The sequence below is a fragment of the Citrobacter portucalensis genome, from assembly GCF_002042885.1.
Taxonomy (GTDB): Bacteria; Pseudomonadota; Gammaproteobacteria; order Enterobacterales; family Enterobacteriaceae; genus Citrobacter; species Citrobacter portucalensis.
The window spans coordinates 162,765-185,036 of record NZ_MVFY01000009.1; the positions used below are offsets into that span (position 1 = coordinate 162,765).

The 22,272-nt window shown below is 52.3% G+C and carries 18 protein-coding genes; 9 read left to right on the top strand and 9 right to left on the bottom strand.

Annotated features, from left to right (window positions below; all coding sequences use genetic code 11):
- Positions 1 to 142 precede the first annotated feature (142 nt).
- Together BZK40_RS15345 and fabA are read left to right on the top strand one after the other, a co-directional pair.
- Positions 143 to 1,903 (top strand): AAA family ATPase, encoded by a 1,761-nt coding sequence (locus BZK40_RS15345; protein ID WP_079934918.1) that lies wholly within the window; start codon positions 143 to 145, stop codon positions 1,901 to 1,903.
- A 68-nt stretch (positions 1,904 to 1,971) separates the two neighbouring features.
- Positions 1,972 to 2,490 carry a bifunctional 3-hydroxydecanoyl-ACP dehydratase/trans-2-decenoyl-ACP isomerase gene (gene fabA / locus BZK40_RS15350; RefSeq protein ID WP_003035875.1) on the top strand — a complete coding sequence of 173 codons (519 nt, stop codon included), beginning with the start codon at positions 1,972 to 1,974 and terminating at the stop codon, positions 2,488 to 2,490.
- Between the two features lie 108 nt (positions 2,491 to 2,598).
- Here the strand turns inward: fabA and rmf are convergent, their stop codons facing one another.
- The 6 genes from rmf to rlmKL all read right to left on the bottom strand — a co-directional run bounded on the left by rmf (position 2,599) and on the right by rlmKL (position 10,525).
- The gene (gene rmf, locus BZK40_RS15355) at positions 2,599 to 2,766 is read right to left on the bottom strand and encodes a ribosome modulation factor (protein WP_003035871.1); all 168 of its coding nucleotides are present in this window, start codon (positions 2,764 to 2,766) and stop codon (positions 2,599 to 2,601) included.
- 256 nt (positions 2,767 to 3,022) lie between these two features.
- Positions 3,023 to 3,586 (bottom strand): membrane integrity-associated transporter subunit PqiC, encoded by a 564-nt coding sequence (gene pqiC / locus BZK40_RS15360; protein ID WP_071444985.1) that lies wholly within the window; start codon positions 3,584 to 3,586, stop codon positions 3,023 to 3,025.
- Positions 3,583 to 5,223, bottom strand: coding sequence for an intermembrane transport protein PqiB (gene pqiB / locus BZK40_RS15365; protein WP_020996511.1), 1,641 nt, complete (start codon positions 5,221 to 5,223; stop codon positions 3,583 to 3,585). The genes pqiC and pqiB overlap by 4 nt, the downstream gene beginning before the upstream one ends.
- A 4-nt stretch (positions 5,224 to 5,227) precedes the next feature.
- Complete coding sequence (gene pqiA / locus BZK40_RS15370; protein WP_032942902.1) at positions 5,228 to 6,481, bottom strand: membrane integrity-associated transporter subunit PqiA; 1,254 nt, start codon at positions 6,479 to 6,481, stop codon at positions 5,228 to 5,230.
- 15 nt (positions 6,482 to 6,496) lie between these two features.
- A complete protein-coding gene (locus BZK40_RS15375) occupies positions 6,497 to 8,404 on the bottom strand; it encodes an ABC transporter ATP-binding protein (RefSeq protein WP_008784281.1) in 1,908 nt (635 codons plus the stop codon).
- A gap of 12 nt (positions 8,405 to 8,416) precedes the next feature.
- Positions 8,417 to 10,525 (bottom strand): bifunctional 23S rRNA (guanine(2069)-N(7))-methyltransferase RlmK/23S rRNA (guanine(2445)-N(2))-methyltransferase RlmL, encoded by a 2,109-nt coding sequence (gene rlmKL, locus BZK40_RS15380; protein WP_003831977.1) that lies wholly within the window; start codon positions 10,523 to 10,525, stop codon positions 8,417 to 8,419.
- Between the two features lie 98 nt (positions 10,526 to 10,623).
- Between rlmKL and BZK40_RS15385 the strand changes: the two genes are divergently transcribed.
- Positions 10,624 to 11,730, top strand: a complete 1,107-nt coding sequence (locus BZK40_RS15385) for a YcbX family protein (RefSeq protein WP_079934919.1) — start codon at positions 10,624 to 10,626, stop codon at positions 11,728 to 11,730.
- Here BZK40_RS15385 and zapC read toward each other — a convergent pair.
- Positions 11,727 to 12,269 (bottom strand): cell division protein ZapC, encoded by a 543-nt coding sequence (gene zapC, locus BZK40_RS15390; RefSeq protein ID WP_003035852.1) that lies wholly within the window; start codon positions 12,267 to 12,269, stop codon positions 11,727 to 11,729. The genes BZK40_RS15385 and zapC overlap by 4 nt on opposite strands.
- A gap of 165 nt (positions 12,270 to 12,434) precedes the next feature.
- Positions 12,435 to 13,445, bottom strand: coding sequence for a quinone-dependent dihydroorotate dehydrogenase (gene pyrD / locus BZK40_RS15395; RefSeq protein WP_003831973.1), 1,011 nt, complete (start codon positions 13,443 to 13,445; stop codon positions 12,435 to 12,437).
- Positions 13,446 to 13,688: 243 nt separating this feature from the next.
- On the opposite strand from pyrD, the gene ssuE reads away from it, so the two are divergent.
- From ssuE to ssuB, 5 genes are read left to right on the top strand one after another with little or no spacing between them, the layout of a single operon-like run.
- A complete protein-coding gene (gene ssuE / locus BZK40_RS15405; protein WP_032942900.1) occupies positions 13,689 to 14,264 on the top strand; it encodes an NADPH-dependent FMN reductase in 576 nt (191 codons plus the stop codon).
- Positions 14,257 to 15,231 (top strand): sulfonate ABC transporter substrate-binding protein, encoded by a 975-nt coding sequence (locus BZK40_RS15410; protein WP_048235698.1) that lies wholly within the window; start codon positions 14,257 to 14,259, stop codon positions 15,229 to 15,231. Before ssuE ends, BZK40_RS15410 begins: the two co-directional genes overlap by 8 nt.
- A complete protein-coding gene (gene ssuD, locus BZK40_RS15415) occupies positions 15,228 to 16,373 on the top strand; it encodes an FMNH2-dependent alkanesulfonate monooxygenase (protein ID WP_079934920.1) in 1,146 nt (381 codons plus the stop codon). Before BZK40_RS15410 ends, ssuD begins: the two co-directional genes overlap by 4 nt.
- A gap of 10 nt (positions 16,374 to 16,383) precedes the next feature.
- Entirely contained in the window at positions 16,384 to 17,175 is a 792-nt protein-coding gene (gene ssuC / locus BZK40_RS15420) for an aliphatic sulfonate ABC transporter permease SsuC (protein WP_048227025.1), read from the top strand.
- On the top strand, positions 17,172 to 17,939 hold the full coding sequence (gene ssuB / locus BZK40_RS15425) for an aliphatic sulfonates ABC transporter ATP-binding protein (protein WP_079934921.1): 768 nt from the start codon (positions 17,172 to 17,174) through the stop codon (positions 17,937 to 17,939). Before ssuC ends, ssuB begins: the two co-directional genes overlap by 4 nt.
- Before the next feature lie 96 nt (positions 17,940 to 18,035).
- Here the strand turns inward: ssuB and pepN are convergent, their stop codons facing one another.
- Positions 18,036 to 20,648, bottom strand: coding sequence for an aminopeptidase N (pepN, locus tag BZK40_RS15430; protein ID WP_079934922.1), 2,613 nt, complete (start codon positions 20,646 to 20,648; stop codon positions 18,036 to 18,038).
- Between the two features lie 266 nt (positions 20,649 to 20,914).
- Between pepN and pncB the strand changes: the two genes are divergently transcribed.
- Entirely contained in the window at positions 20,915 to 22,117 is a 1,203-nt protein-coding gene (pncB, locus tag BZK40_RS15435) for a nicotinate phosphoribosyltransferase (RefSeq protein WP_079934923.1), read from the top strand.
- The last annotated feature ends 155 nt before the right edge of the window (positions 22,118 to 22,272 follow it).

Consider the following 22,272-nt stretch of genomic DNA (forward strand, 5'->3'; position numbering starts at 1 on the left):
TTTTTCGGCATCTGAAGAAAAGAATATCCAGCCTGTGAACTGTCGCGTGTCATCACAACCGTTTCACGGTGCTTTCCAGGTGTTTAGTGGTGAGGGTTACGGTATAATCTCGTTTTTTACAACAGACTAAAAAACATCAACTTTGACCATTACGAAACTTGCATGGCGTGATCTGGTTCCTGATACCGACAGTTATCAGGAAGTATTTGCACAGCCGCACGTCACTGACGACACCGACACCTTACTTAGTGATACTCAGCCACGTTTACAATTCGCGCTAGAGCAGCTTCTTCAGCACTGGACAACATCCTCGTTCATGTTGGTAAAAGCACCGGAAGAGCTTGAGTATCTCAACCTTATTGCAAAGGCTGCACGTCACTTGCACACGGATGCAGGAAGCCTGACTGGCGGTCATTACGACATCTCCGGTCACACTATTCGTTATCGTACAGCTGAGAAAGCGGAAGACAATTTTGCGACGTTGACGCAGGTGGTCAGCGCTGACTGGGCCGAAGCCGAACAACTGTTTGGCTGTCTGCGTCAGTTCAATGGCGAAATTACGCTGCAGCCAGGTCTGGTACATCAGGCCAATGGAGGTGTGCTGGTTATCTCATTGCGCACGCTGTTGGCCCAACCGCTGTTATGGATGCGCCTGAAAGCCATTGTCAGCCACGAGCGTTTTGATTGGGTAGCTTTTGATGAGTCTCGCCCGCTGCCTGTCTCCGTTCCGCCTATGCCGCTTAAACTGAAAGTGATTTTAGTCGGTGAGCGTGAATCGCTGGCGGATTTCCAGGACATGGAACCAGAGCTGGCTGAGCAGGCCATTTACAGCGAGTTTGAAGATAATCTGCAGATAGTGGATGCCGAAACCATGACGCAGTGGTGTCAATGGGTCACGCATACTGCTATGCGCAATAATTTGCCTTACCCCGCTCCTGATGCCTGGCAGGTTCTGATCCGTGAAGCCGTTCGCTATACCGGTGAACAGGATACATTGCCGCTTAACCCGCTGTGGATCACCCGACAGTTCAAAGAGGTGGCTCCGTTATGCGAGGGCGAAACCTGCAACGCTGAACAGTTCAGCCTGATGCTGGCTCAGCGCGAATGGCGTGAGGGATTCCTGGCTGAACGCATGCAGGATGAAATTCTGCAAGAGCAGATCCTTATCGAGACGGAAGGCGAGCGTATTGGCCAGATCAACGCCTTGTCGGTGATTGAGTTTCCGGGCCACCCACGCGCATTTGGCGAGCCTTCTCGTATCAGTTGCGTCGTGCATATTGGCGACGGCGAGTTTACGGATATTGAGCGCAAAGCCGAGCTTGGCGGAAATATTCATGCCAAGGGTATGATGATTATGCAGGCGTTCCTGATGTCGGAACTCCAGCTGGAGCAACAAATCCCCTTCTCTGCCTCGCTGACCTTTGAGCAATCTTACAGTGAGGTGGACGGTGACAGCGCGTCTATGGCAGAACTGTGCGCATTGATTAGCGCTCTCGCCGACGTTCCTGTAAATCAAAGTATCGCCATTACCGGTTCTGTCGATCAGTTTGGTCGGGCACAACCTGTCGGTGGTCTGAATGAGAAAATTGAAGGTTTCTTCACCATCTGCCAGCAGCGTGAGCTGACGGGCACGCAGGGCGTTATCATTCCTTCGGCTAACGTCAGACACCTCAGCCTGCAGCCTGCGCTGCTACAGGCCATAGAAGAAGAAAAATTCACTATCTGGGCGGTGGACGACGTGACCGATGCGCTGCCACTGTTGTTAAATCTGGTGTGGGATGGCGAAGGCCAGACAACGCTGATGCAAACCATTCAGGAGCGTATTGCCACGGCAACGCAACAGGAAGGTCGTCACCGTTTTCCATGGCCGCTACGTTGGCTGAACTGGATTATTCCGAACTGATCGGACTTGTTCAGCGTACACGTGTTAGCTATCCTGCGTGCTTCAATAAAATAAGGCTTACAGAGAACATGGTAGATAAACGCGAATCCTATACGAAAGAAGACCTTCTTGCCTCTGGTCGCGGTGAGCTGTTTGGCGCTAAAGGGCCACAACTGCCAGCACCAAGCATGCTGATGATGGACCGTGTCATCAAGATGACCGAAACCGGTGGCAACTTTGACAAAGGTTATGTTGAAGCTGAACTGGATATCAACCCGGACCTGTGGTTCTTCGGTTGTCACTTTATCGGCGATCCGGTGATGCCGGGCTGCCTGGGTCTCGACGCCATGTGGCAACTGGTTGGATTCTATCTCGGCTGGCTGGGCGGCGAAGGTAAAGGCCGTGCGCTGGGCGTAGGCGAAGTTAAATTCACCGGCCAGGTTCTGCCGACCGCGAAGAAAGTCACTTACCGCATTCACTTCAAACGCATCGTTAACCGTCGCCTGATCATGGGCCTGGCAGATGGTGAAGTGCTGGTTGATGGTCGTCTGATCTACACAGCAAACGATCTGAAAGTGGGTCTGTTCCAGGACACTTCCGCGTTCTAATCCAGAATTGCGAAGCAGCCAGACATTAACGTTTCCCCGTTTTTTTCTGGTGTGCAAAAAGGCGAAACCTCCGCTCTGCGGAGGTTTCTTTTATCTAAAGAGACAGAATCAGGCCATTAAAACCCTATCCCCCATGGCTTCTCGCCAGCCTCCCAGCCAGTATGACCTCTGATTCAGCGTCTGATAGGGACACATTTCTTTTGAGCGTCCGGCAATGCCGGCCTGATATCCACGTTGATGTGCCCGTTCCAGGCGATCTCGTTTTTGTCTCTTCATGCCTCGTTTCCCTCATTTTTTGGTCTGGTGGAAAAGAAAACAGTGATTACTAAGTGTGCAATCACACTAAACGAATACCCCTAAACATCAGGCTCGTCAATGCGCAAAATTCACGCCAGTGTCATATTTGTGAGCTAGCCTCTAAATCATTTGTACAAAAATAGTCAGTCAGAACAGCTATCTTCACGGCTAAAAAAATAAAAAAAACCGCCCCGGGCAATGAACCAGGGGCGGCATAATTTACAATTATTTAAGCTTAAGGGATGCGTTTCAGCTCTTGAGCAATGGCCGTTGCTTCCTGACTCCAGGCGTTGGCAAGAACCTTCACCATCTCATCGTAGCCGTCTTTAGTCTGTACAGCTTCGATGTGGAACGGGCGTTTGATCAGTTGTCCCTGATGATTCAGCAACCATTCACCGCTCACAATAACCTTACCATCGTACCGACCGTGGAAGCCGGTTACGGTAACGTTCAGCGTATCCTGAGTGCTTCCCAGCGGCTGTGAAGCGACAACCCAGCCAGGCAACTGCATACTGAGGTTCGCAACCAGTGTATTGCGCAATTGCTGATCTAATGGGCTGGCCCAGAGATTATTATTGGCTATCACATATTTCACATCGCTGGTCTGGTAAACCACCCCATTACCGGCCAGATAATCAGGTACCGCAATCTGTTCAACCCACAGCAGACGGTTTCCCTGATTGGCAGAACTCTGCACTCCGCCTTGTGCGATAGGGAGCTGGTAATAGCTTTTATTTTCTCCGCTGGAGCTGCATGACGTCAGCCAGACCGCCATCATCACCACTAGCCACTTTTTCATTGTTTCGCCCTCTTCGGCTCTGGATCTTTTTTGTCCTTCGCTTCAAATACCAGCGCATTACTCTTATCGTTCAACGTTTTCAGTACCGGTTGCAGTTCACGCAGTACCTGATCAAGACGCTGCATATCCGCCACCATCTTGTTGTAGGCCGCGGAACCAGGCTGGAAGCCCTGCATACTACGATTCAGTTCACGTAGCGTGTTCTGCATATCCGCCGGCAGATCCTGCATCGACTGGCTGGACGTGATCTTGTTCATGTTATCCAGCGTGGTTTGCAGATGTTTCATCGTGCGTTGGCTTTCCGACAGCGTATTGGTTGCCTGCTCAATCATCGGGTTCAGCGGCAGATTGTTAATCTTATCCAACGCTTCCATCAGACGCTGTTGGATCTGCGCCAGACCACCGCTCACGGTCGGAATAATTTGATAACCATTGAATTCGCGTACACCGGTAATCGGCGGCTCTTTCGGGTAGAAGTCGAGATCGACATACAGCGCGCCGGTTACCAGGTTCCCGGTTTTGAGCGATCCTCGTAATCCGCGTTTAAGCAGTTGCTCCAAATGAGCGCCAACATCGGTATCTTCTCCCAGCTGTGCCTTCAGACGTTCAGGTTCAATACGCACCAGCACCGGAATGCGGTAATCATTGTTAAATACCTGACGCATATTCGGTGAGAAGAAAGGTACTTTACTCACCGTACCCAAGCGGATGCCACGGAATTCCAGCGGTGCACCAGGCTGTAGGCCACGAATCGAATCTTTAAAGAACATCAGGTAATCAATATGATCGGTATACAGGGAATCCTGAATACTTTTTTGATCGTCATAGAGGTTAAATGAGGCCTGCTGCTCAACCGGTTGACCTTGTTCCAGTCCTTCGGGCACATCAAAACTTACACCACCGCCAAACAGCGTGGAGAGCGATCCCATTTCTACGCGCATACCTGCTGAGGTAAGATCTACGGCGATCCCGCTGTCTTTCCAGAAACGTACATTGCTGGTCACCAGACGATCGTTAGGCGCATTGATGAAAAGCTGATAGCTGATCGTACGCTTTTGCGCATCAAACGTGCTGGTTTCAACCGAGCCCACACGATAGCCGCGGAAAAGCACCGGATCGCCTGGGCTCAACTGACCGGCTTTTTTGCTGTCCAGAATCACACGGATCCCTTTTGCATCTGGCGGGGCCAGCGGCGGTGAATCCAGCAGTTGGTAATTTTCCAGCTTACTGCCTTTATTGCCAGGCTGCAGTTCAATATAAGCCCCGGACAATAGCGTGCCGAGCCCACTGATACCTTCACGTCCAACCTGCGGCTTCACCACCCAAAAGACAGAATCTTTATGCAGCAGCTTTTCCATTCCGGAGTTAAGACGCGCTTTAATCTCCACATGGGTCAAATCATCAGTCAGGGTTGCGCTCTCGACGATACCGACATCCACGCTGCGGCTCTTAATCGTCGTTTTGCCCCCTTCAATACCTTCGGCATTGGTGGTAATCAGCGTGACCTGTGGCCCCTGATGACTGTAGTGATAAAACAGTACCCACGCGCCAATGAGTGCAGTGACGATAGGGAATATCCACACGGGCGACCAGTTTTTTACCTTTTGCACTTTGGCTTCCCCACTTTTAGATTCCATGCTGTCAGGACTCCTCATGGCCTGGTTCTGGTTCACGGTCCCACGACAGACGCGGATCAAATGTCATCGCAGAAAACATTGTCATAATGACGACTAAAGCAAACATCAAAGCACCCATTGCAGGATAAATGTTCATTAACCCTCCCATGCGGACCAGCGCAGAGAGTACCGCAATCACAAAGACGTCGATCATTGACCAGCGACCGACAAATTCCACAACTTCATAAATCAGGTGCATACGTTCGCTGTCGCGTTTGCCGTGGCCTTTGGCATCCCAACATAGCCAGGCAATGGCGATCATTTTCAACGTCGGCACCATAATACTGGCGATAAAAATAACCGCAGCCACCGGATACGAGCCTTCGCTCCAGATTAAAACCACCCCCTCAAGTATCGTTGATGGCAGCTTTGACCCGAGCAGATCGGTAATCATAATCGGCAAAATATTGGCAGGAAGATAAAGCATGATCGACGTGAACAGTAATGCCAACGTCCATTGCAGACTGTTTTTACGCCGCACATAGCCTTTCGTCTGGCAGCGCGGACACACCCGTTCATCAGCGGGAAGAATCGCGGTGCAGCAAGAGCAGGAACGCAGTCCCTGTCGAATGCCGGGCACGCCAGGTTTTAACTCCTGCTTAATCACTGGCATTGGCGCAATATCATCCCACAGCCAGCGACGGTCAACGCACTGGAATGCGCGCAGTTGCAAAACGCAAAAGAAGCACCACGGAATAAAGCTGCTGCCCACGCCAATATCGCCGTAAGCCATAAGCTTAACGAAGCTGACCAGCACGCCAGCGAGGAAGATTTCCGCCATCCCCCAGCTTTTTAACTGGAACAGGACGCGTGCAAGACCCGCCTTAAGTCTGGCGGGCATCTGCACCCGATTCACCAGCAGCAAGATAGTCAGCAGGCAAAACGCGGGGACCAACTGCACGAATAATAAAAAGAAGGTGCCGAGACTGGCGTAGTCTTCAGAAAAGAGAACGCTGGGGATCTCCAGCAACGTCACTTCGCTGCTCACCCCTGCAACGTTCATATTCACAAAGGGGAAGAGATTTGACAGAAGCAGCATGAACAATGCTGCTAAAACATAGGCGGTAGGACGCTGCCGCGGCGCGTCCCACTCAACCGTTAACGTAGTGCCACATCGTGGACATGCCGCTTTTTGACCATGCTCAAGGCGAGGTAACGCCACCAGCATGTCACACTGCGAGCACAAAATATGCTTCGCGGCATGGTGATGTTCGCACATATGTGCTCCTTTAAATTATGCGCCGTTCTTCAAAGACTCAAGATACTCCCAGCGCTCAAAGGCTTGCTCAAGTTCTTGTTCCGCTTCGTTCAGATTAGCTAATACCTGCTGTGTTTGCTCATGTGGCTGACTGAAAAAAGCGGCGTCAGCAACCTGCGCTTGTAGCCTTTCCAGTTTAGCTTCCAGTTCTTCAAGCTGAGCGGGGAGCTGCTCCAGTTCGCGCTGCAGTTTATAGCTTAGTTTGCTCGTGCCACGTTTGACAATTTCTGCTTTAGGAGCAACAGCTTCCTCTGTTTTTTTCGCGACCGGTTGTTTAAACGCCACATACTGAGATTGCTGGCTGCGCGCGTCATGATAACCACCGACATAACGACCAATTTTACCGCCGCCTTCGAAGATCCAGCATTCAGTTACAGTATTATCCACAAACTGACGGTCGTGGCTTACCAGCAGTACAGTCCCCTGATAGCTATCAATTAGTTCTTCAAGCAGTTCCAGCGTTTCGACGTCAAGATCGTTCGTTGGTTCATCGAGAATCAAAAGATTGCTGGGTTTCAGAAAAAGACGCGCCAACAGCAGGCGATTTCGTTCCCCACCAGAGAGCGCTCGCACTGGCGTCATCGCGCGTTTCGGATGGAACAGGAAGTCCTGCAGATAACCCAGCACATGGCGAGGTTTACCGTTAACCATCACCTCTTGCTTACCTTCAGCCAGGTTGTCCATCACGGTTTTATCTGGATCCAGTTCGGCGCGGTGCTGATCGAAATAGGCCACTTCCAGCTTGGTGCCGACGTGAATGCGTCCACTGTCAGCCTGAAGCTGGCCTAACATCAGCTTCAGCAGCGTTGTTTTGCCGCAGCCGTTCGGTCCGATTAGCGCAATTTTGTCGCTACGTTGTACCTGTGCGGAGAAATCTTTTACCAGCTGCTTTCCATCAACCTGGTAATCCACGTTCTCCATTTCGAAAACAATCTTGCCTGAACGGCTCGCCTCTTCGACCTGCATCTTCGCCGTGCCCATCACTTCGCGGCGTTCGCCACGCTCGCGACGCATGGCTTTCAGTGCGCGCACGCGGCCTTCATTACGGGTACGGCGCGCTTTGATCCCCTGACGGATCCAGACCTCTTCCTGCGCCAGCTTGCGGTCAAACTCTGCATTTTGTAACTCTTCTACGCGCAGCGCTTCTTCTTTCTCCAGCAGATACTGATCGTAATTCCCCGGATAAGTCACCAGTTTGCCACGATCGAGGTCGACGATACGCGTCGCCATATTGCGTATAAATGAACGGTCGTGGGAAATGAAGATGATTGTCCCATTGAAGGATTTCAGGAACCCTTCCAGCCAGTCGATAGTTTCAATATCCAGGTGGTTCGTTGGCTCATCCAGCAGCAATACACGCGGATTACTCACTAACGCGCGGCCCAGCGCCGCTTTACGCAGCCAACCGCCAGAAAGCGAAGAAAGTGCGGCGTTTGGATCCAGCCCCAACTGCTCCAGCACTTCATTAATACGGCTTTCGAGCTGCCACAGATTGTGGTGATCGAGCATTTCCTGAACCCGCGCCATCTCATTCAGATTTCTGTCGCTCGGATCAGTCATCACCAGACGCGAAATATCGTGATAACGCTTGAGATATTCGGCCTGCTCTTCGATACCCTCGGCAACGAAATCATACACGCTGCCCTCAACATTACGCGGCGGATCCTGTTGCAGACGCGCCACAACCAGATCCTGCTCATAAATGATACGCCCGTCGTCAAGCCCCTGCTCACGGTTCAGGATCTTCATCAGCGTCGATTTACCTGCGCCGTTACGGCCAACCAGACAGACGCGTTCGTTATCTTCGATATGCAGTTCTGCATTATCAAGAAGCGGCGCATCGCTGAACGACAGCCATGCACCATGCATACTGATCAATGACATTTATTTATCCTTTCAGGCTGCGGTAATCAGCCAGCAATTGTGGATCTGACGGTTACGGGCAAAATCCTGGGAAAGCGTTTTTTGGGTAATTTCTTGTGCTTTCAATCCCAGTTCAGCCAAACCGTCGAGATCCATACGGAACCCACGTTTGTTGTTGGAGAACATGATCGTGCCGTCTTTACGCAGCAGACGTTTCAGATCTTTCATCAGCGCCAGATGATCGCGCTGCACATCAAACGAATCTTCCATACGTTTTGAGTTAGAGAACGTCGGCGGATCGATGAAAATCAGATCAAACTGTTCATTCGCATCACGCAGCCAGCCCAGGCAATCGGCCTGAATTAAACGGTGAGCGCGACCGCTCAGGCCGTTCAGACGCAGGTTACGTTCCGCCCATTCCAGATAGGTACGCGACATATCGACCGTCGTGGTGCTACGCGCGCCGCCCAATCCTGCATGTACGCTGGCGCTACCGGTGTAGGAAAACAGGTTGAGGAAGTCCTTACCTTTACTCATCTGCCCCAGCATGCGGCGCGCAATACGGTGATCGAGGAATAAACCCGTATCAAGGTAGTCAGTCAGGTTAACCCACAGGCGCGCGTTGTACTCGCTTACCTCAATGAATTCACCCTTCTCATTCATCTTCTGATACTGATTCTTGCCTTTCTGACGCTCACGGGTTTTCAGCACCAGTTTGTTTGGCGCGATTTCCAGTACTGACAGCGTGGCGGCAATGATGTCGAACAAGCGTTGACGTGCTTTTTGCGCATCAACCGTCTTCGGCGGTGCGTATTCCTGAACCACGACCCAATCACCGTAACGATCTACTGCAACGTTGTATTCCGGCAGGTCAGCGTCATACAGGCGATAGCATTCAATGCCTTCCTGACGCGCCCATTTTTCCAGCTTCTTAATATTCTTGCGCAGGCGGTTGGCATAATCTTCCGCTACCGTAGCCGGCTTGCTGTCCGCAGTGGTCTCTGCAACGTGATAATTCTTCTGCACACAATCCAGCGGGCCGTTTTTCGCTTTGAACTGCTTGTCGGCACGTAATTGCAGGCTGCTGAGCAGATCCGGCGAGGCGCTGAACAGCGACAAATTCCAGCCGCCAAACTGGTTTTTCATCGTACGGCCCAGCAGGCTGTGCAGGGCAATCAGCGCCGGTTCGCTATCCAGACGTTCGCCGTAAGGCGGGTTACTGATAACTGTCCCATACGGTCCTTTCGGCAGCGGATTGCTCAGTTTGGCGACATCTTTCACGTCAAACGTCATCAGATCGGCGATACCGGCGCGGCGAGCATTACTACGCGCTTTTTCAATCACGCGCGCATCGCTATCGGATCCATAAAAATGCGAGGTATAGTCAGCCAGTCCCTTACGCGCACGCACCTGCGCTTCGGCTTTAACTTCTTGCCAGACAGCTTCGTCGTGTTGCGCCCAACCGCTGAAGCCCCAGTATCCACGGTGCAGACCCGGCGCGCGATCGGTCGCCCACATTGCCGCTTCAATCAGCAGCGTGCCGGAACCACACATCGGATCGAGTAACGGGGTTCCCGGCTGCCAGCCAGAACGCATAACAATTGCCGCGGCCAGCGTCTCTTTAATCGGTGCCTGACCCGCGCGATCGCGATAGCCACGCTGATGCAAACCGTCACCGCTCAGATCGAGCGCAATGCTGGCAGTATCTTTGTTCAACCAGACGTTGATGCGCAGATCCGGAGATTCACGATCCACATTCGGACGCGGCATATTTTTGCGGGTAAAGGCATCGACAATCGCATCCTTGACCTTCAGTGCGCCGTACTGGCTGTTACGAATGGTCTCGTTCAGTCCGCTAAAATGGACGGCAAACGTAGCACCAGGGTTAAATATCTCTGTCCAGTCGATTGCCTGAACGCCGAGGTACAGATCAAGATCGCTGTAGACCTTGCACTCTCCCATCGGCAGGATAATGCGCGAGGCCAGGCGGCTCCACATCAGGCTCTGGTAAACAAGCCGCGTGTCGCCCTTAAAATGGACCCCACCCTGAACGACCTGACACTCCAGCGCGCCGAGGTTTTCCAGTTCAGTTTTTAACAGCTCTTCCAGCCCGCGGGCCGTACTGGCAAACAGAGAATTCATAATGTCACTTTTACTCCAAGAAAATTGCTGCGCATTATAGCTAATATGGGCTGTATGTCATAAAGTTGAAGGCTTATTTTCATTCGAGGGGCTGTACAGTGGTCACGTTAACCCGACTTTTTATTCATCCGGTTAAATCAATGCGCGGCATTGGGCTTACGCATGCCCTGGCAGATATTAGCGGTCTCGCCTTTGATCGCATATTTATGATCACTGAACCTGACGGAACGTTCATAACCGCCCGCCAGTTCCCACAAATGGTCCGTTTTACGCCTTCCCCATTCCACGATGGGCTGCATCTTACAGCTCCAGATGGCAGCAGCGCGCTCGTGCGATTTGCCGATTTCGCTAGCCAGGATGCGCCAACAGAAGTATGGGGAAACCATTTTACCGCGCGTATTGCGCCAGCGGCTATCAACCAGTGGCTTAGCGGCTTTTTCTCCCGTGAAGTGCAGTTACGCTGGGTCGGCCCGCAGCTGACGCGCCGTGTAAAACGCCATGTTGATGTTCCTTTATCCTTCGCTGATGGTTATCCCTATCTGCTGGCCAACGAAGCATCCCTGCGCGATGTGCAACAGCGCTGTCCGGCAAGCGTCAAAATGGAACAGTTTCGCCCCAATATAGTAGTTTCGGGAGCTGGTGCCTGGGAAGAAGATACCTGGAAAGTGATTCGTATTGGCGACGTCATTTTTGATGTAGCAAAACCCTGTAGCCGCTGTATTTTCACGACAGTTAGCCCGGAAAAAGGCCAGAAACATCCATCCGGTGAACCGCTTGCCACATTACAAACCTTCCGCACTGCGGTAGATAACGGCGATGTCGATTTCGGTCAGAATCTTATCGCGCGTAACAGTGGCGTTATTCGCGTCGGCGATGAGGTAGAAATTTTGGCAACCGGCCCCGCCAGAGCGTACGGCGCGGCTGAATCAGACGAAACTACACCCGAACAACAACCTGATGCCACGGTGCTTATTGACTGGCAGGGACAGACCTTTCGCGGAAATAATCAGCAGGTATTGCTTGAGCAGTTGGAAAACCAGGGTATCCGGGTTCCCTATTCATGCCGGGCAGGCATTTGCGGATGCTGTCGAATTCGGCTGGTAGAAGGCGAAGTTAGCCCGTTGAAGAAATCAGCGATGGGGGACGACGGAACAATTCTTTGCTGCAGCTGTGTTCCCAAAACGGCAATCAGGCTGGAGAGCTAAACCGCCTGCTCAAGGCTGAAACTGTCAACAACGGCCTGCGGTTTCAGTCTGTCATTCATTATTTTAATCGCATCGCCAAGCTGCATCGTACGCCCGGCGATAACCACGCCAGGTTGCGCAAGCAGGCAAAGCGCGGCGTTTTCACCCGGCTCAACCACTAACAGGTTTACCTGTTCATCAGTATCGCTTAAATCAACACAGGCTGCGTCACCCACGACCGGCGACCAGTTAATACCGTGTGCGACAAAGTGCCAGCTTTTTGGCATTTGCGGTTTGAGATAACGAATCGCCACCAGCGCATTAAGCACCAGTTCCGCTTTTTGTTCTTTGGCTAAATCCAGGTAGCGACATTTTTCTTCAAAGGAAAAATAAAGCGCGGCGTCATCAACACAAAAACCTGACGGAGAAAATGCATCAGGAGTGAGCATTTTACGAGCAAAACGCGAACGGAATAACATGCCATTGGCTAAATCGAGCATCATACGATCGTGCTCTTCATCATAATACCAGCGCCAGTTATCGTCGGGTTTAATTCGCATCAGTTTCTCTCCTTTCCTTAATCATCACCGTTACGACAGTATCCTTTTGCCGCTTCGTTTATTACCCTAATAATAAAAGCTCAGAATGTTTAAATAAGCAACAGTAAAGGAATATAAAACAACCAGGGCTAGAAATAAAGCCCTGGTTTGTGATTAAGGTAGCATTCAGATATTGCTGACGATTTCTTTTATCAACGGCGGACCTTTAAAAATAAAGCCCGAATAAATCTGTACGAGGGTTGCACCAGCAGCTATTTTCTCACGTGCAGCAATCACCGAGTCGATACCACCAACGCCAATAATCGGCAGCTGACCTTTTAATTCCTGAGACAACTGGCGAATAATTTCTGTACTTTTTAATTGCAACGGTCGACCGCTCAGACCACCCATTTGATCGCAATTTTTCATTCCCTGAACAAGAGAACGATCGAGGGTGGTGTTAGTCGCAATTACGCCATCAATATTATGACGAACTAAACTATCGGCGACCTGGATCAGTTCTTCCACAGAAAGATCCGGCGCGATCTTTACTGCCACCGGAACATATTTATGGTGGATCGCTTGCAGATCGTTTTGCTTATTTTTAATTGCCGTCAGGAGATCGTCCAGCGCCTCGCCGTATTGCAGCGTACGTAATCCCGGCGTATTCGGCGAAGAGATATTAATCGCGATATAACCAGCATAAGCATAGACTTTTTCCATACAAATCAGATAGTCATCTTTGCCGTTCTCTACTGGGGTATCTTTGTTCTTACCAATATTAATACCCAGAATACCGTCGAAATGCGATTTTTTAACGTTCTCAACCAGGTTATCAACCCCGTGGTTATTAAACCCCATACGGTTGATCAAACCTTCTGCATCGACCAGACGGAACAGACGCGGTTTATCGTTACCCGGCTGAGGGCGTGGCGTCACGGTACCAATCTCAATGGAACCAAATCCCATCGCGCCGAGCGCATCAATGCACTCCCCGTCTTTATCCAGTCCGGCAGCAAGCCCGAGCGGATTTTTAAACGTCAACCCCATACAGGTAACCGGTTTTGCCGGTACTTTCTGGCGCACAAGCGCTTCAAGCGGTGTGCCGGTAATGCGACGTAATTGCTGGAATGTCAATTCATGAGCGCGCTCTGGATCGAGCTGAAAAAGGGCTTTACGAACGAAGGGGTAGTACATGAACTCTCCTGGATTCCCGGTGTGCAAACCGGGGGCGTATTATGTGCGATCGCGAGCAAAAAGGGAATTGACCTGCGGCAATAAATAGCAATCGTTTTCCTCGCCTCTGCCTTTTTATTCAATTTCCAACTTTTCTATCCCGTATAAATCATTTCGATAAACAAAATCTCTCTGCCAGACTGCTCAAATTGTTATCAATGTTAACCAAAAGCAAACAATTAGTTATAAGGGGAGAATGAAATTATGCGCGTCATCACTCTGGCGGGGAGCCCTCGCTTTCCCTCTCGATCCAGTGCGTTACTGGAATATGCCCGAGAAAAACTTCACGGTCAGGATGTCGAAATCTTTCACTGGAACCTGCACAATTTTGCCCCGGAAGACCTGATCTATGCTCGTTTCGACAGTCCGGCGCTGAACACATTTATCGAACAATTGCAGGATGCAGACGGGCTGATTGTCGCAACACCAGTCTATAAAGCCGCTTACTCTGGCGCCCTGAAAACCCTGCTCGACCTACTCCCCGAGCGGGCGCTGGAAGGGAAAGTGGTTTTGCCGTTGGCGACCGGCGGCAGCGTGGCGCATTTACTTGCCGTCGATTACGCGCTGAAACCGGTACTGAGCGCATTAAAGGCCCAGGAGATCCTGCACGGTGTGTTTGCTGATGATTCACAGGTAATTGATTATCAACATAAACCTCAGTTTACGCCCAACCTTCAGCAGCGTCTGGACAGTGCGCTCGATACCTTCTGGCTGGCGTTGCATCGTCGCGATGTCCAACTTCCTCAACTGAACACCCTGCGAGGTGCCGCTCATGCTTGATTTTCTCAGGCGTCACACGTCATGGCTGGCACTGACCGGGTTGTTGTCGCTGTCAACGCTGGGGCATGCCGCAGAATCGGCCCCCGATGCTCTGCGTATTGGTTACCAGAAAGGAAGCGTCAGTATGGTGCTGGCCAAAAGCCATCAGCTACTCGAGAAACGCTATCCGCAGACTAAAATCTCGTGGGTTGAATTCCCGGCTGGGCCGCAAATGCTGGAAGCACTCAATATCGGCAGTATCGATCTCGGCAGTACCGGTGACATTCCGCCGATTTTCGCCCAGGCCGCCGGAGCCGATCTGGTTTACGTGGGCGTTGAACCGCCTAAACCAAAAGCCGAAGTAATTCTGGTGCCAAAAAATAGCCCGATCCAGAGCGTCGCGCAGCTTAAAGGACATAAAGTCGCCTTCCAGAAAGGCTCCAGCGCCCACAATTTACTGCTCCGGGCGCTGCAACAGGCCGGACTGAAATTTACCGATATTCAACCGACGTATCTGACTCCCGCCGATGCGCGAGCGGCCTTTCAGCAAGGAAACGTGGATGCGTGGGCTATCTGGGATCCCTATTATTCCGCCGCGTTACTTCAAGGTGATGTACGCGTACTGAAGGACGGCTCAGACCTCAAGCAAACCGGTTCGTTTTATCTCGCCGCCCGTCCTTATGCCGAGAAAAATGGCGCTTTTGTACTTGGCGTACTGGATACCTTTAGCCAGGCCGATGCGTTAACGCTCAGTCAGCGCCAGCAAAGCATTACCCTGCTGGCCAAAACCATGGGGCTGCCCGAACCGGTGATTGCGTCTTATCTGGATCACCGTCCGCCAACCACCATTGTGCCAGTCAACGCCTCTGTTGCTGCCCTGCAACAACAAACCGCCGATCTGTTTTATGACAACCGTTTGGTGCCGAAAAAAATCGATATTCGCCAGCGTATCTGGCAACCCACTCAGCAGGCAGGAGAAAAATTATGAGTCTGAATATGTTCTGGTTTTTACCCACCCACGGTGACGGTCATTATCTTGGAACGGAAGAAGGTTCGCGCCCGGTCGATCACAGTTATCTGCAACAAATCGCGCAAACGGCCGATCGTCTTGGATTTACCGGCGTCCTGATCCCAACCGGTCGCTCTTGCGAAGATGCCTGGCTGGTCGCCGCTTCGATGATCCCGGTCACCCAGAGATTAAAGTTTCTGGTCGCGCTGCGCCCAAGCGTCACCTCGCCAACGGTTGCCGCACGTCAGGCTGCGACGCTCGACAGACTCTCAAATGGCCGGGCGTTATTTAATCTGGTGACCGGCAGCGATCCGCAGGAGCTGGCAGGCGACGGCGTGTTCCTCGATCACACAGAACGATATGAAGCCTCTGCTGAATTTACTCAGGTCTGGCGGCGACTGCTGCAAGGTGAAACGGTGGATTTCAACGGCAAACATATTCATGTTCGCGGCGCGAAGCTGTTTTTCCCTCCCGTACAACAACCCCAGCCACCGCTTTATTTCGGCGGCTCGTCTGATGTCGCACAAGACCTTGCTGCCGAGCAGGTTGATCTTTATCTGACCTGGGGCGAGCCCCCTGAGCAGGTGAAAGCGAAGATTGAACAGGTGCGAGCCAAAGCGGCGGCGCTCGGGCGCAAGATCCGCTTTGGTATTCGTCTGCATGTGATCGTACGGGAGACAACCCGCGAGGCGTGGCAGGCAGCGGATCGTCTGATAGCCCACCTTGATGACGACACCATTGCCAAAGCCCAGGCCGCCTTCTCAAGAACGGATTCGGTTGGTCAGCAGCGAATGGCTGCACTGCACAATGGTAAACGCGACAAACTGGAAATTAGTCCGAACCTGTGGGCAGGCGTTGGACTGGTACGCGGTGGCGCGGGTACCGCGCTGGTCGGAGATGGTCCGACTGTCGCGGCGCGTATCAACGAGTATGCCGCGCTGGGAATCGACAGCTTTGTGTTGTCCGGATACCCACATCTGGAAGAGGCATACAAGGTTGGCGAGCTGCTGTTCCCGCATCTGGATGTTGCTATACCGGAAATTCCGCAGCCGCAATACCTGCAACAACAAGGTGAAGCGGTGGCAAACGAATTTATTCCGCGCAAAGTCGCGCAAAGCTAAGGAGCGGCTAATGGCAACGCCGAAAAACAGGTGGTTATTACGCCTCGCGCCCTGGTTTTTACCGGTAGGTTTGGTGGCGCTCTGGCAGCTCGCATCTTCAATGGGCTGGCTGTCCACTCGCATTCTGCCCTCTCCGGAAGGTGTTATCGAAGCTTTCTGGACGCTTTCCGCCAGCGGCGAGCTTTGGCAGCATCTGGCCATCAGTTCCTGGCGCGCGCTGATCGGATTCTCCATCGGTGGATCGATTGGCCTGACACTGGGACTTATCAGCGGTCTTTCGCGTTGGGGAGAACGCCTGCTGGATACCTCGGTGCAGATGCTGCGTAACGTACCGCATCTGGCGCTGATCCCGCTGGTGATTTTGTGGTTCGGCATTGATGAATCCGCCAAGATCTTTCTCGTGGCGTTGGGCACACTGTTCCCAATTTACATCAACACCTGGCATGGGATCCGTAATATTGATCGTGGGCTGGTAGAAATGGCGCGCAGCTATGGATTATCCGGCTTTTCACTGTTTGTTCATGTGATCCTCCCCGGCGCCCTGCCCTCGATTATGGTCGGCGTGCGTTTTGCTCTCGGGCTGATGTGGCTGACGCTGATTGTGGCGGAAACCATTTCTGCCAATGCCGGTATTGGTTACCTGGCGATGAACGCCCGCGAATTTCTGCAAACCGATGTGGTCGTGGTGGCCATTATTCTCTACGCCCTGCTCGGCAAACTTGCCGACGTCAGCGCCCAACTGCTGGAGCGAGTCTGGCTACGCTGGCATCCGGCTTACCATGTAAAGGAGGCTACCGTATGAATACCGCTCGCCTGAACCAGGGTATACCGCTGTTGCTGAGCGCCGTGACAAAACAATACGCCGCCAATACAGTGCTCAATCAATTAGATTTGCATATTCCGGCCGGACAGTTTGTTGCCGTGGTTGGCCGCAGCGGCGGTGGTAAAAGTACGTTGCTGCGTCTGCTGGCAGGGCTGGAATCACCGACCTCAGGCGCATTACTTGCCGGAACCACCCCACTGGCGGAAATTCAGGATGATACGCGAATGATGTTCCAGGATGCGCGTCTGCTGCCATGGAAGACGGTTATCGATAATGTGGGCCTGGGTCTGAAAGGTCAGTGGCCCGATGCGGCCCGAGATGCGCTGGCCGCCGTTGGGCTGGAGAGTCGTGCTCACGAATGGCCGGCTGCGCTGTCCGGTGGACAAAAACAGCGTGTAGCCCTGGCACGGGCATTAATTCATCGCCCCGGTTTGCTGCTGCTGGATGAACCCCTCGGCGCTCTGGATGCCCTAACCCGCCTTGAAATGCAGGATCTGATCGTCTCTTTATGGCAAGAGCACGGCTTTACCGTACTGCTGGTCACTCATGACGTCAGTGAAGCGGTGGCAATGGCCGATCGCGTGTTGCTGATTGAGGACGGAAAAATCGGGTTGGATCTGACGGTGGATATTCAGCGCCCCCGCCGTTTGGGATCGGTACGGTTAGCCGATCTGGAAGCGGAAGTGTTGAACCGGGTTATGAAACGCGGCGAGACGGAACAATCGATCCTTCGACATGGATAACCGCTCAGAAAACCAGGCCCGGTAGCGCTTACCGGGCCTTTTGCCGGATGGCGGCGTTACCGCCTTATCCGGCCTACTAAACTACAGGTCAACGTTTCAGGCTAACGCTTTGTCAATCTTCTCGAACAGATCGCCGGAGAGATTCTCCAGACCTTTCAGCTGTTCCAGCGCCGCACGCATTTTCGCCTGACGTTTTGCATCATAACGTTTTAAGCGAATCAGCGGCTCAATCAGACGTGACGCCACCTGCGGGTTACGACTATTAAGCTCAGTCAACATGTCGACCAGGAACTGATATCCACTACCATCTTCCGCATGGAATGCCGCCGGGTTGCTACCCGCAAAGGCACCGATCAGCGAACGAATTCGGTTCGGGTTACTCATACTGAAAGAGCGATGCTTCAGCAGGCCGCGTACCGTTTCCAGCACGTTTTTCGCCGGGCTGGTGGATTGCAGGATAAACCATTTGTCCATCACCAGACCGTCATGGTGCCACTTATCGTCATACTCCTGCATTAGCGCGTCGCGACAAGGCAGCTGCGCCGCCACTGCCGCGGATAGCGCCGCCAGCGCATCGGTCATATTGTTCGCTTCACGATACTGCTTGCTTACCAGCGTGTCAGCCAGATGGGTTTCGCCAAAGGCCAGGAAACGCAGGCAGGCATTGCGCAGCGTACGCTTGCCAATATCGGCATGCTCAACGCGGTACTCATCAAGATGATTAGCGTTATAGATGGCGAGGAATTCATCTGCCAGCTCGGCCGCCAGCGTGCGGGTTAACGCTTCGCGTACTTCGGTTATCGCCACCGGATCGATGATGTCGAACAGTTCGGCTATTTCATTTACTGAAGGCAGCGTCAGGATCTCTGCCGCCAGCGCCGGATCGATTTTCTCATCCAGTAAAATTGCGCGGAATGCATCAGCCACGTGTACCGGCAGCGACAGCGGTTGTCCCTGCTGATGACGGGCAACGTTAAGCTTAATATAGGTCGCCAGCAGGCTTTGCGCCGCGTCCCAACGAGAGAAATCGTTACGCGCATGACGCATCAGGAAGGTCAGTTGCTGATCGCTCCATTTGTATTCCAGTTTTACCGGCGCGGAGAATTCGCACAGCAGCGCCGGAACCGGCTGGAAGTAGACGTTATCGAAGACAAACGTCTGCTCTGCCTGGGTGACGTTGAGTACAGAATTCACCGGGTGCCCGCCTTTTTGTAGCGGGATCACTTTCCCTTCGTTGTCATACAACTCGAGGGCGAAAGGAATATGCAGCGGCTGTTTTTCGGCCTGATCCGGCGTGGCCGGCGTGCGCTGGCTGATCGTCAGCGTGTACTGCTCAGTTGACGGATTGTAGTCATCACGCACGGTCAGAATCGGCGTACCGGACTGACTGTACCAGCGGCGGAAATGGGAGAGATCAACGTTAGAAGCATCTTCCATCGCCTGCACGAAATCATCACAGGTTGCAGCACTGCCGTCATGACGCTCAAAGTACAGTTGCATCCCTTTCTGGAAGTTAGCCTCACCGAGCAGGGTGTGGATCATACGGATGACTTCAGCGCCCTTTTCGTACACGGTCAGGGTATAGAAGTTGTTCATTTCGATGACCATATCCGGACGGATAGGATGCGCCATTGGGCTGGCATCCTCGGCAAACTGCAGGCCACGCATGGTACGCACATTGCTGATCCGGTTTACCGCACGTGAGCCGAGATCGGAACTGAACTCCTGATCGCGGAACACGGTTAACCCTTCTTTCAGGCTCAACTGGAACCAGTCGCGACAGGTCACGCGGTTGCCGGTCCAGTTGTGGAAATACTCATGACCGATGACGCGCTCAATATCGAGGTAGTCTTTGTCGGTGGCGGTATCGGTACGTGCCAGCACATATTTGGAGTTAAAGATGTTCAGACCTTTATTCTCCATCGCGCCCATGTTGAAGAAATCCACAGCGACAATCATATAGATGTCGAGGTCATACTCGAGGCCAAAGCGCTCTTCATCCCATTTCATGGAGTTTTTCAGCGAGGTCATCGCCCACGGAGCGCGGTCAAGGTTGCCGCGATCGACGTACAGTTCCAGCGCTACTTCACGCCCGGAACGGGTAGTAAAGGTGTCGCGAAGAACGTCGAAATCGCCGGCTACCAGCGCAAACAGATAGCACGGTTTCGGGAACGGGTCCTGCCACTGTACCCAGTGACGACCATTTTCCAGTTCCCCCTGCGCCACACGGTTGCCGTTAGAGAGCAGGAACGGATATTGGGTTTTATCGGCGATAATTTTGGTGGTAAAACGCGCCAGGACATCAGGCCTGTCGAGATACCAGGTAATATGACGGAAACCTTCCGCTTCACACTGGGTGCACAGCGCGTCGCCGGACTTGTACAGTCCTTCCAGCGCGGTATTGGCCGCTGGGCTAATTTCATTCACGATACGCAGCGTAAAACGTTCCGGCAGTTGACTAATGACCAGAGCGCCCTCTTCTTCTTTATACTCTGTCCACGGCTCGTCGTTCACGTGGATCGACACCAGAGTCAGATCTTCGCCATTCAGGCGCAGAGGCGCATCAGGCGCGCCATGACGGACAGCCTGGCTCACTGCGGTGACCACGGTTTTTTCAGCATCCAGGTCAAAGGTCAAGTCAATATCAGTAATCTGGTAATCCGGCGCACGATAGTCGTGACGGTATTTGGCTTGTGGCTGTTGTGTCATAAAAAAACCTTTAGCATCTTTAATAGAGTCTCGGCTTCAGTCTATTCCTGTTGCGTAAATCGCGCTACGCAGAATGTTCATCTTTTCAGGCACAAACACCCTTTTTGCTACATTTTTATAACACGCGGCACGAAATGCCCTCGACCAGAAAGACAGCTTATGGTGTGATCGGGGTTCAATAAATCGCTAAACAGGGTATACTCCAGCGGTTTTCTTAGTTGTTTATTGTACTAAACGCTCCCGTGAGAGGATGCTACTGCGCACCTATGACACAATTCGCTTCTCCTGTTCTGCACTCGCTGCTGGATACAGACGCTTATAAGTTGCATATGCAGCAAGCCGTTTTTCACCACTACTATGATGTACAAGTAGCGGCTGAATTTCGTTGCCGTGGCGATGACCTGCTCGGTATTTATGCCGATTCTATTCGTGAGCAGGTGAATGCTATGCAGCACCTGCGACTGCAGGAGGATGAGTACCAGTGGCTCTCCGGCCTGCCTTTCTTTAAAGCTGATTACCTCACCTGGTTACGTGATTTCCGCTATAACCCGGAACAGGTTTGCGTCACCAATGATAACGGCAAGCTAAACATCCGCTTAACCGGTCCGTGGCGTGAAGTGATCATGTGGGAAGTCCCGCTGTTAGCTGTGATTAGCGAACTGGTACACCGTTACCGTTCACCTGAATCAGGCGTCCCGCAGGCACTCGATGAGCTGGAAAGCAAACTAGTAGAATTCTCTGCTTTAACGAAAGATGTCGATATGTCCCGCTTCCATTTGATGGATTTCGGTACGCGTCGTCGTTTTTCGCGCGAAGTACAGCAGGCTATCGTTAAACGCCTGCAGCTAGAGCCCTGGTTTGTCGGCACCAGTAACTACGATCTGGCCCGCCGCCTGTCATTAACCCCAATGGGTACGCAGGCGCATGAGTGGTTCCAGGCTCATCAGCAAATCAGTCCAGAACTTGCCACCAGCCAGCGCGTAGCCCTGGCAGCCTGGTTAAATGAATACCCTGATCAACTCGGCATTGCATTGACCGATTGCATTACCATGGACGCATTTTTACGCGACTTTGGCGTTGAGTTTGCTACCCGCTATCAGGGTCTACGCCATGACTCAGGCGATCCGGTGGAATGGGGTGAAAAAGCCATCGCCCATTATGAAAAACTGGGTATTGATCCGCTAAGCAAAACGCTGGTCTTCTCAGATAATCTCGATCTGAAAAAAGCGATTGAACTCTACCGCCACTTCTCTTCCCGTGTACAGTTGAGTTTTGGTATTGGGACACGGCTAACATGCGACATTCCGCAGGTTAAGCCACTCAATATTGTGATCAAGCTGGTGGAATGTAACGGCAAACCGGTGGCGAAGTTATCTGACAGCCCGGGTAAAACCATCTGCCACGATAAAGCATTTGTTCGTGCACTGCGCAAAGCCTTCGATCTCCCGCATATCAAAAAAGCCAGTTAAGCCTTCCAGGGAGCCATTTTGGCTCCCTTTTTCGCGTTTATTTCCGAAATCTTTCACTCCAGCTACGAATTCTGCTTGTCTGATTGCAGATGCCAGGTAACATAGGTATCCCCCCATTACGGGTGGACATGTGTTTATATATCCGACTATTAACA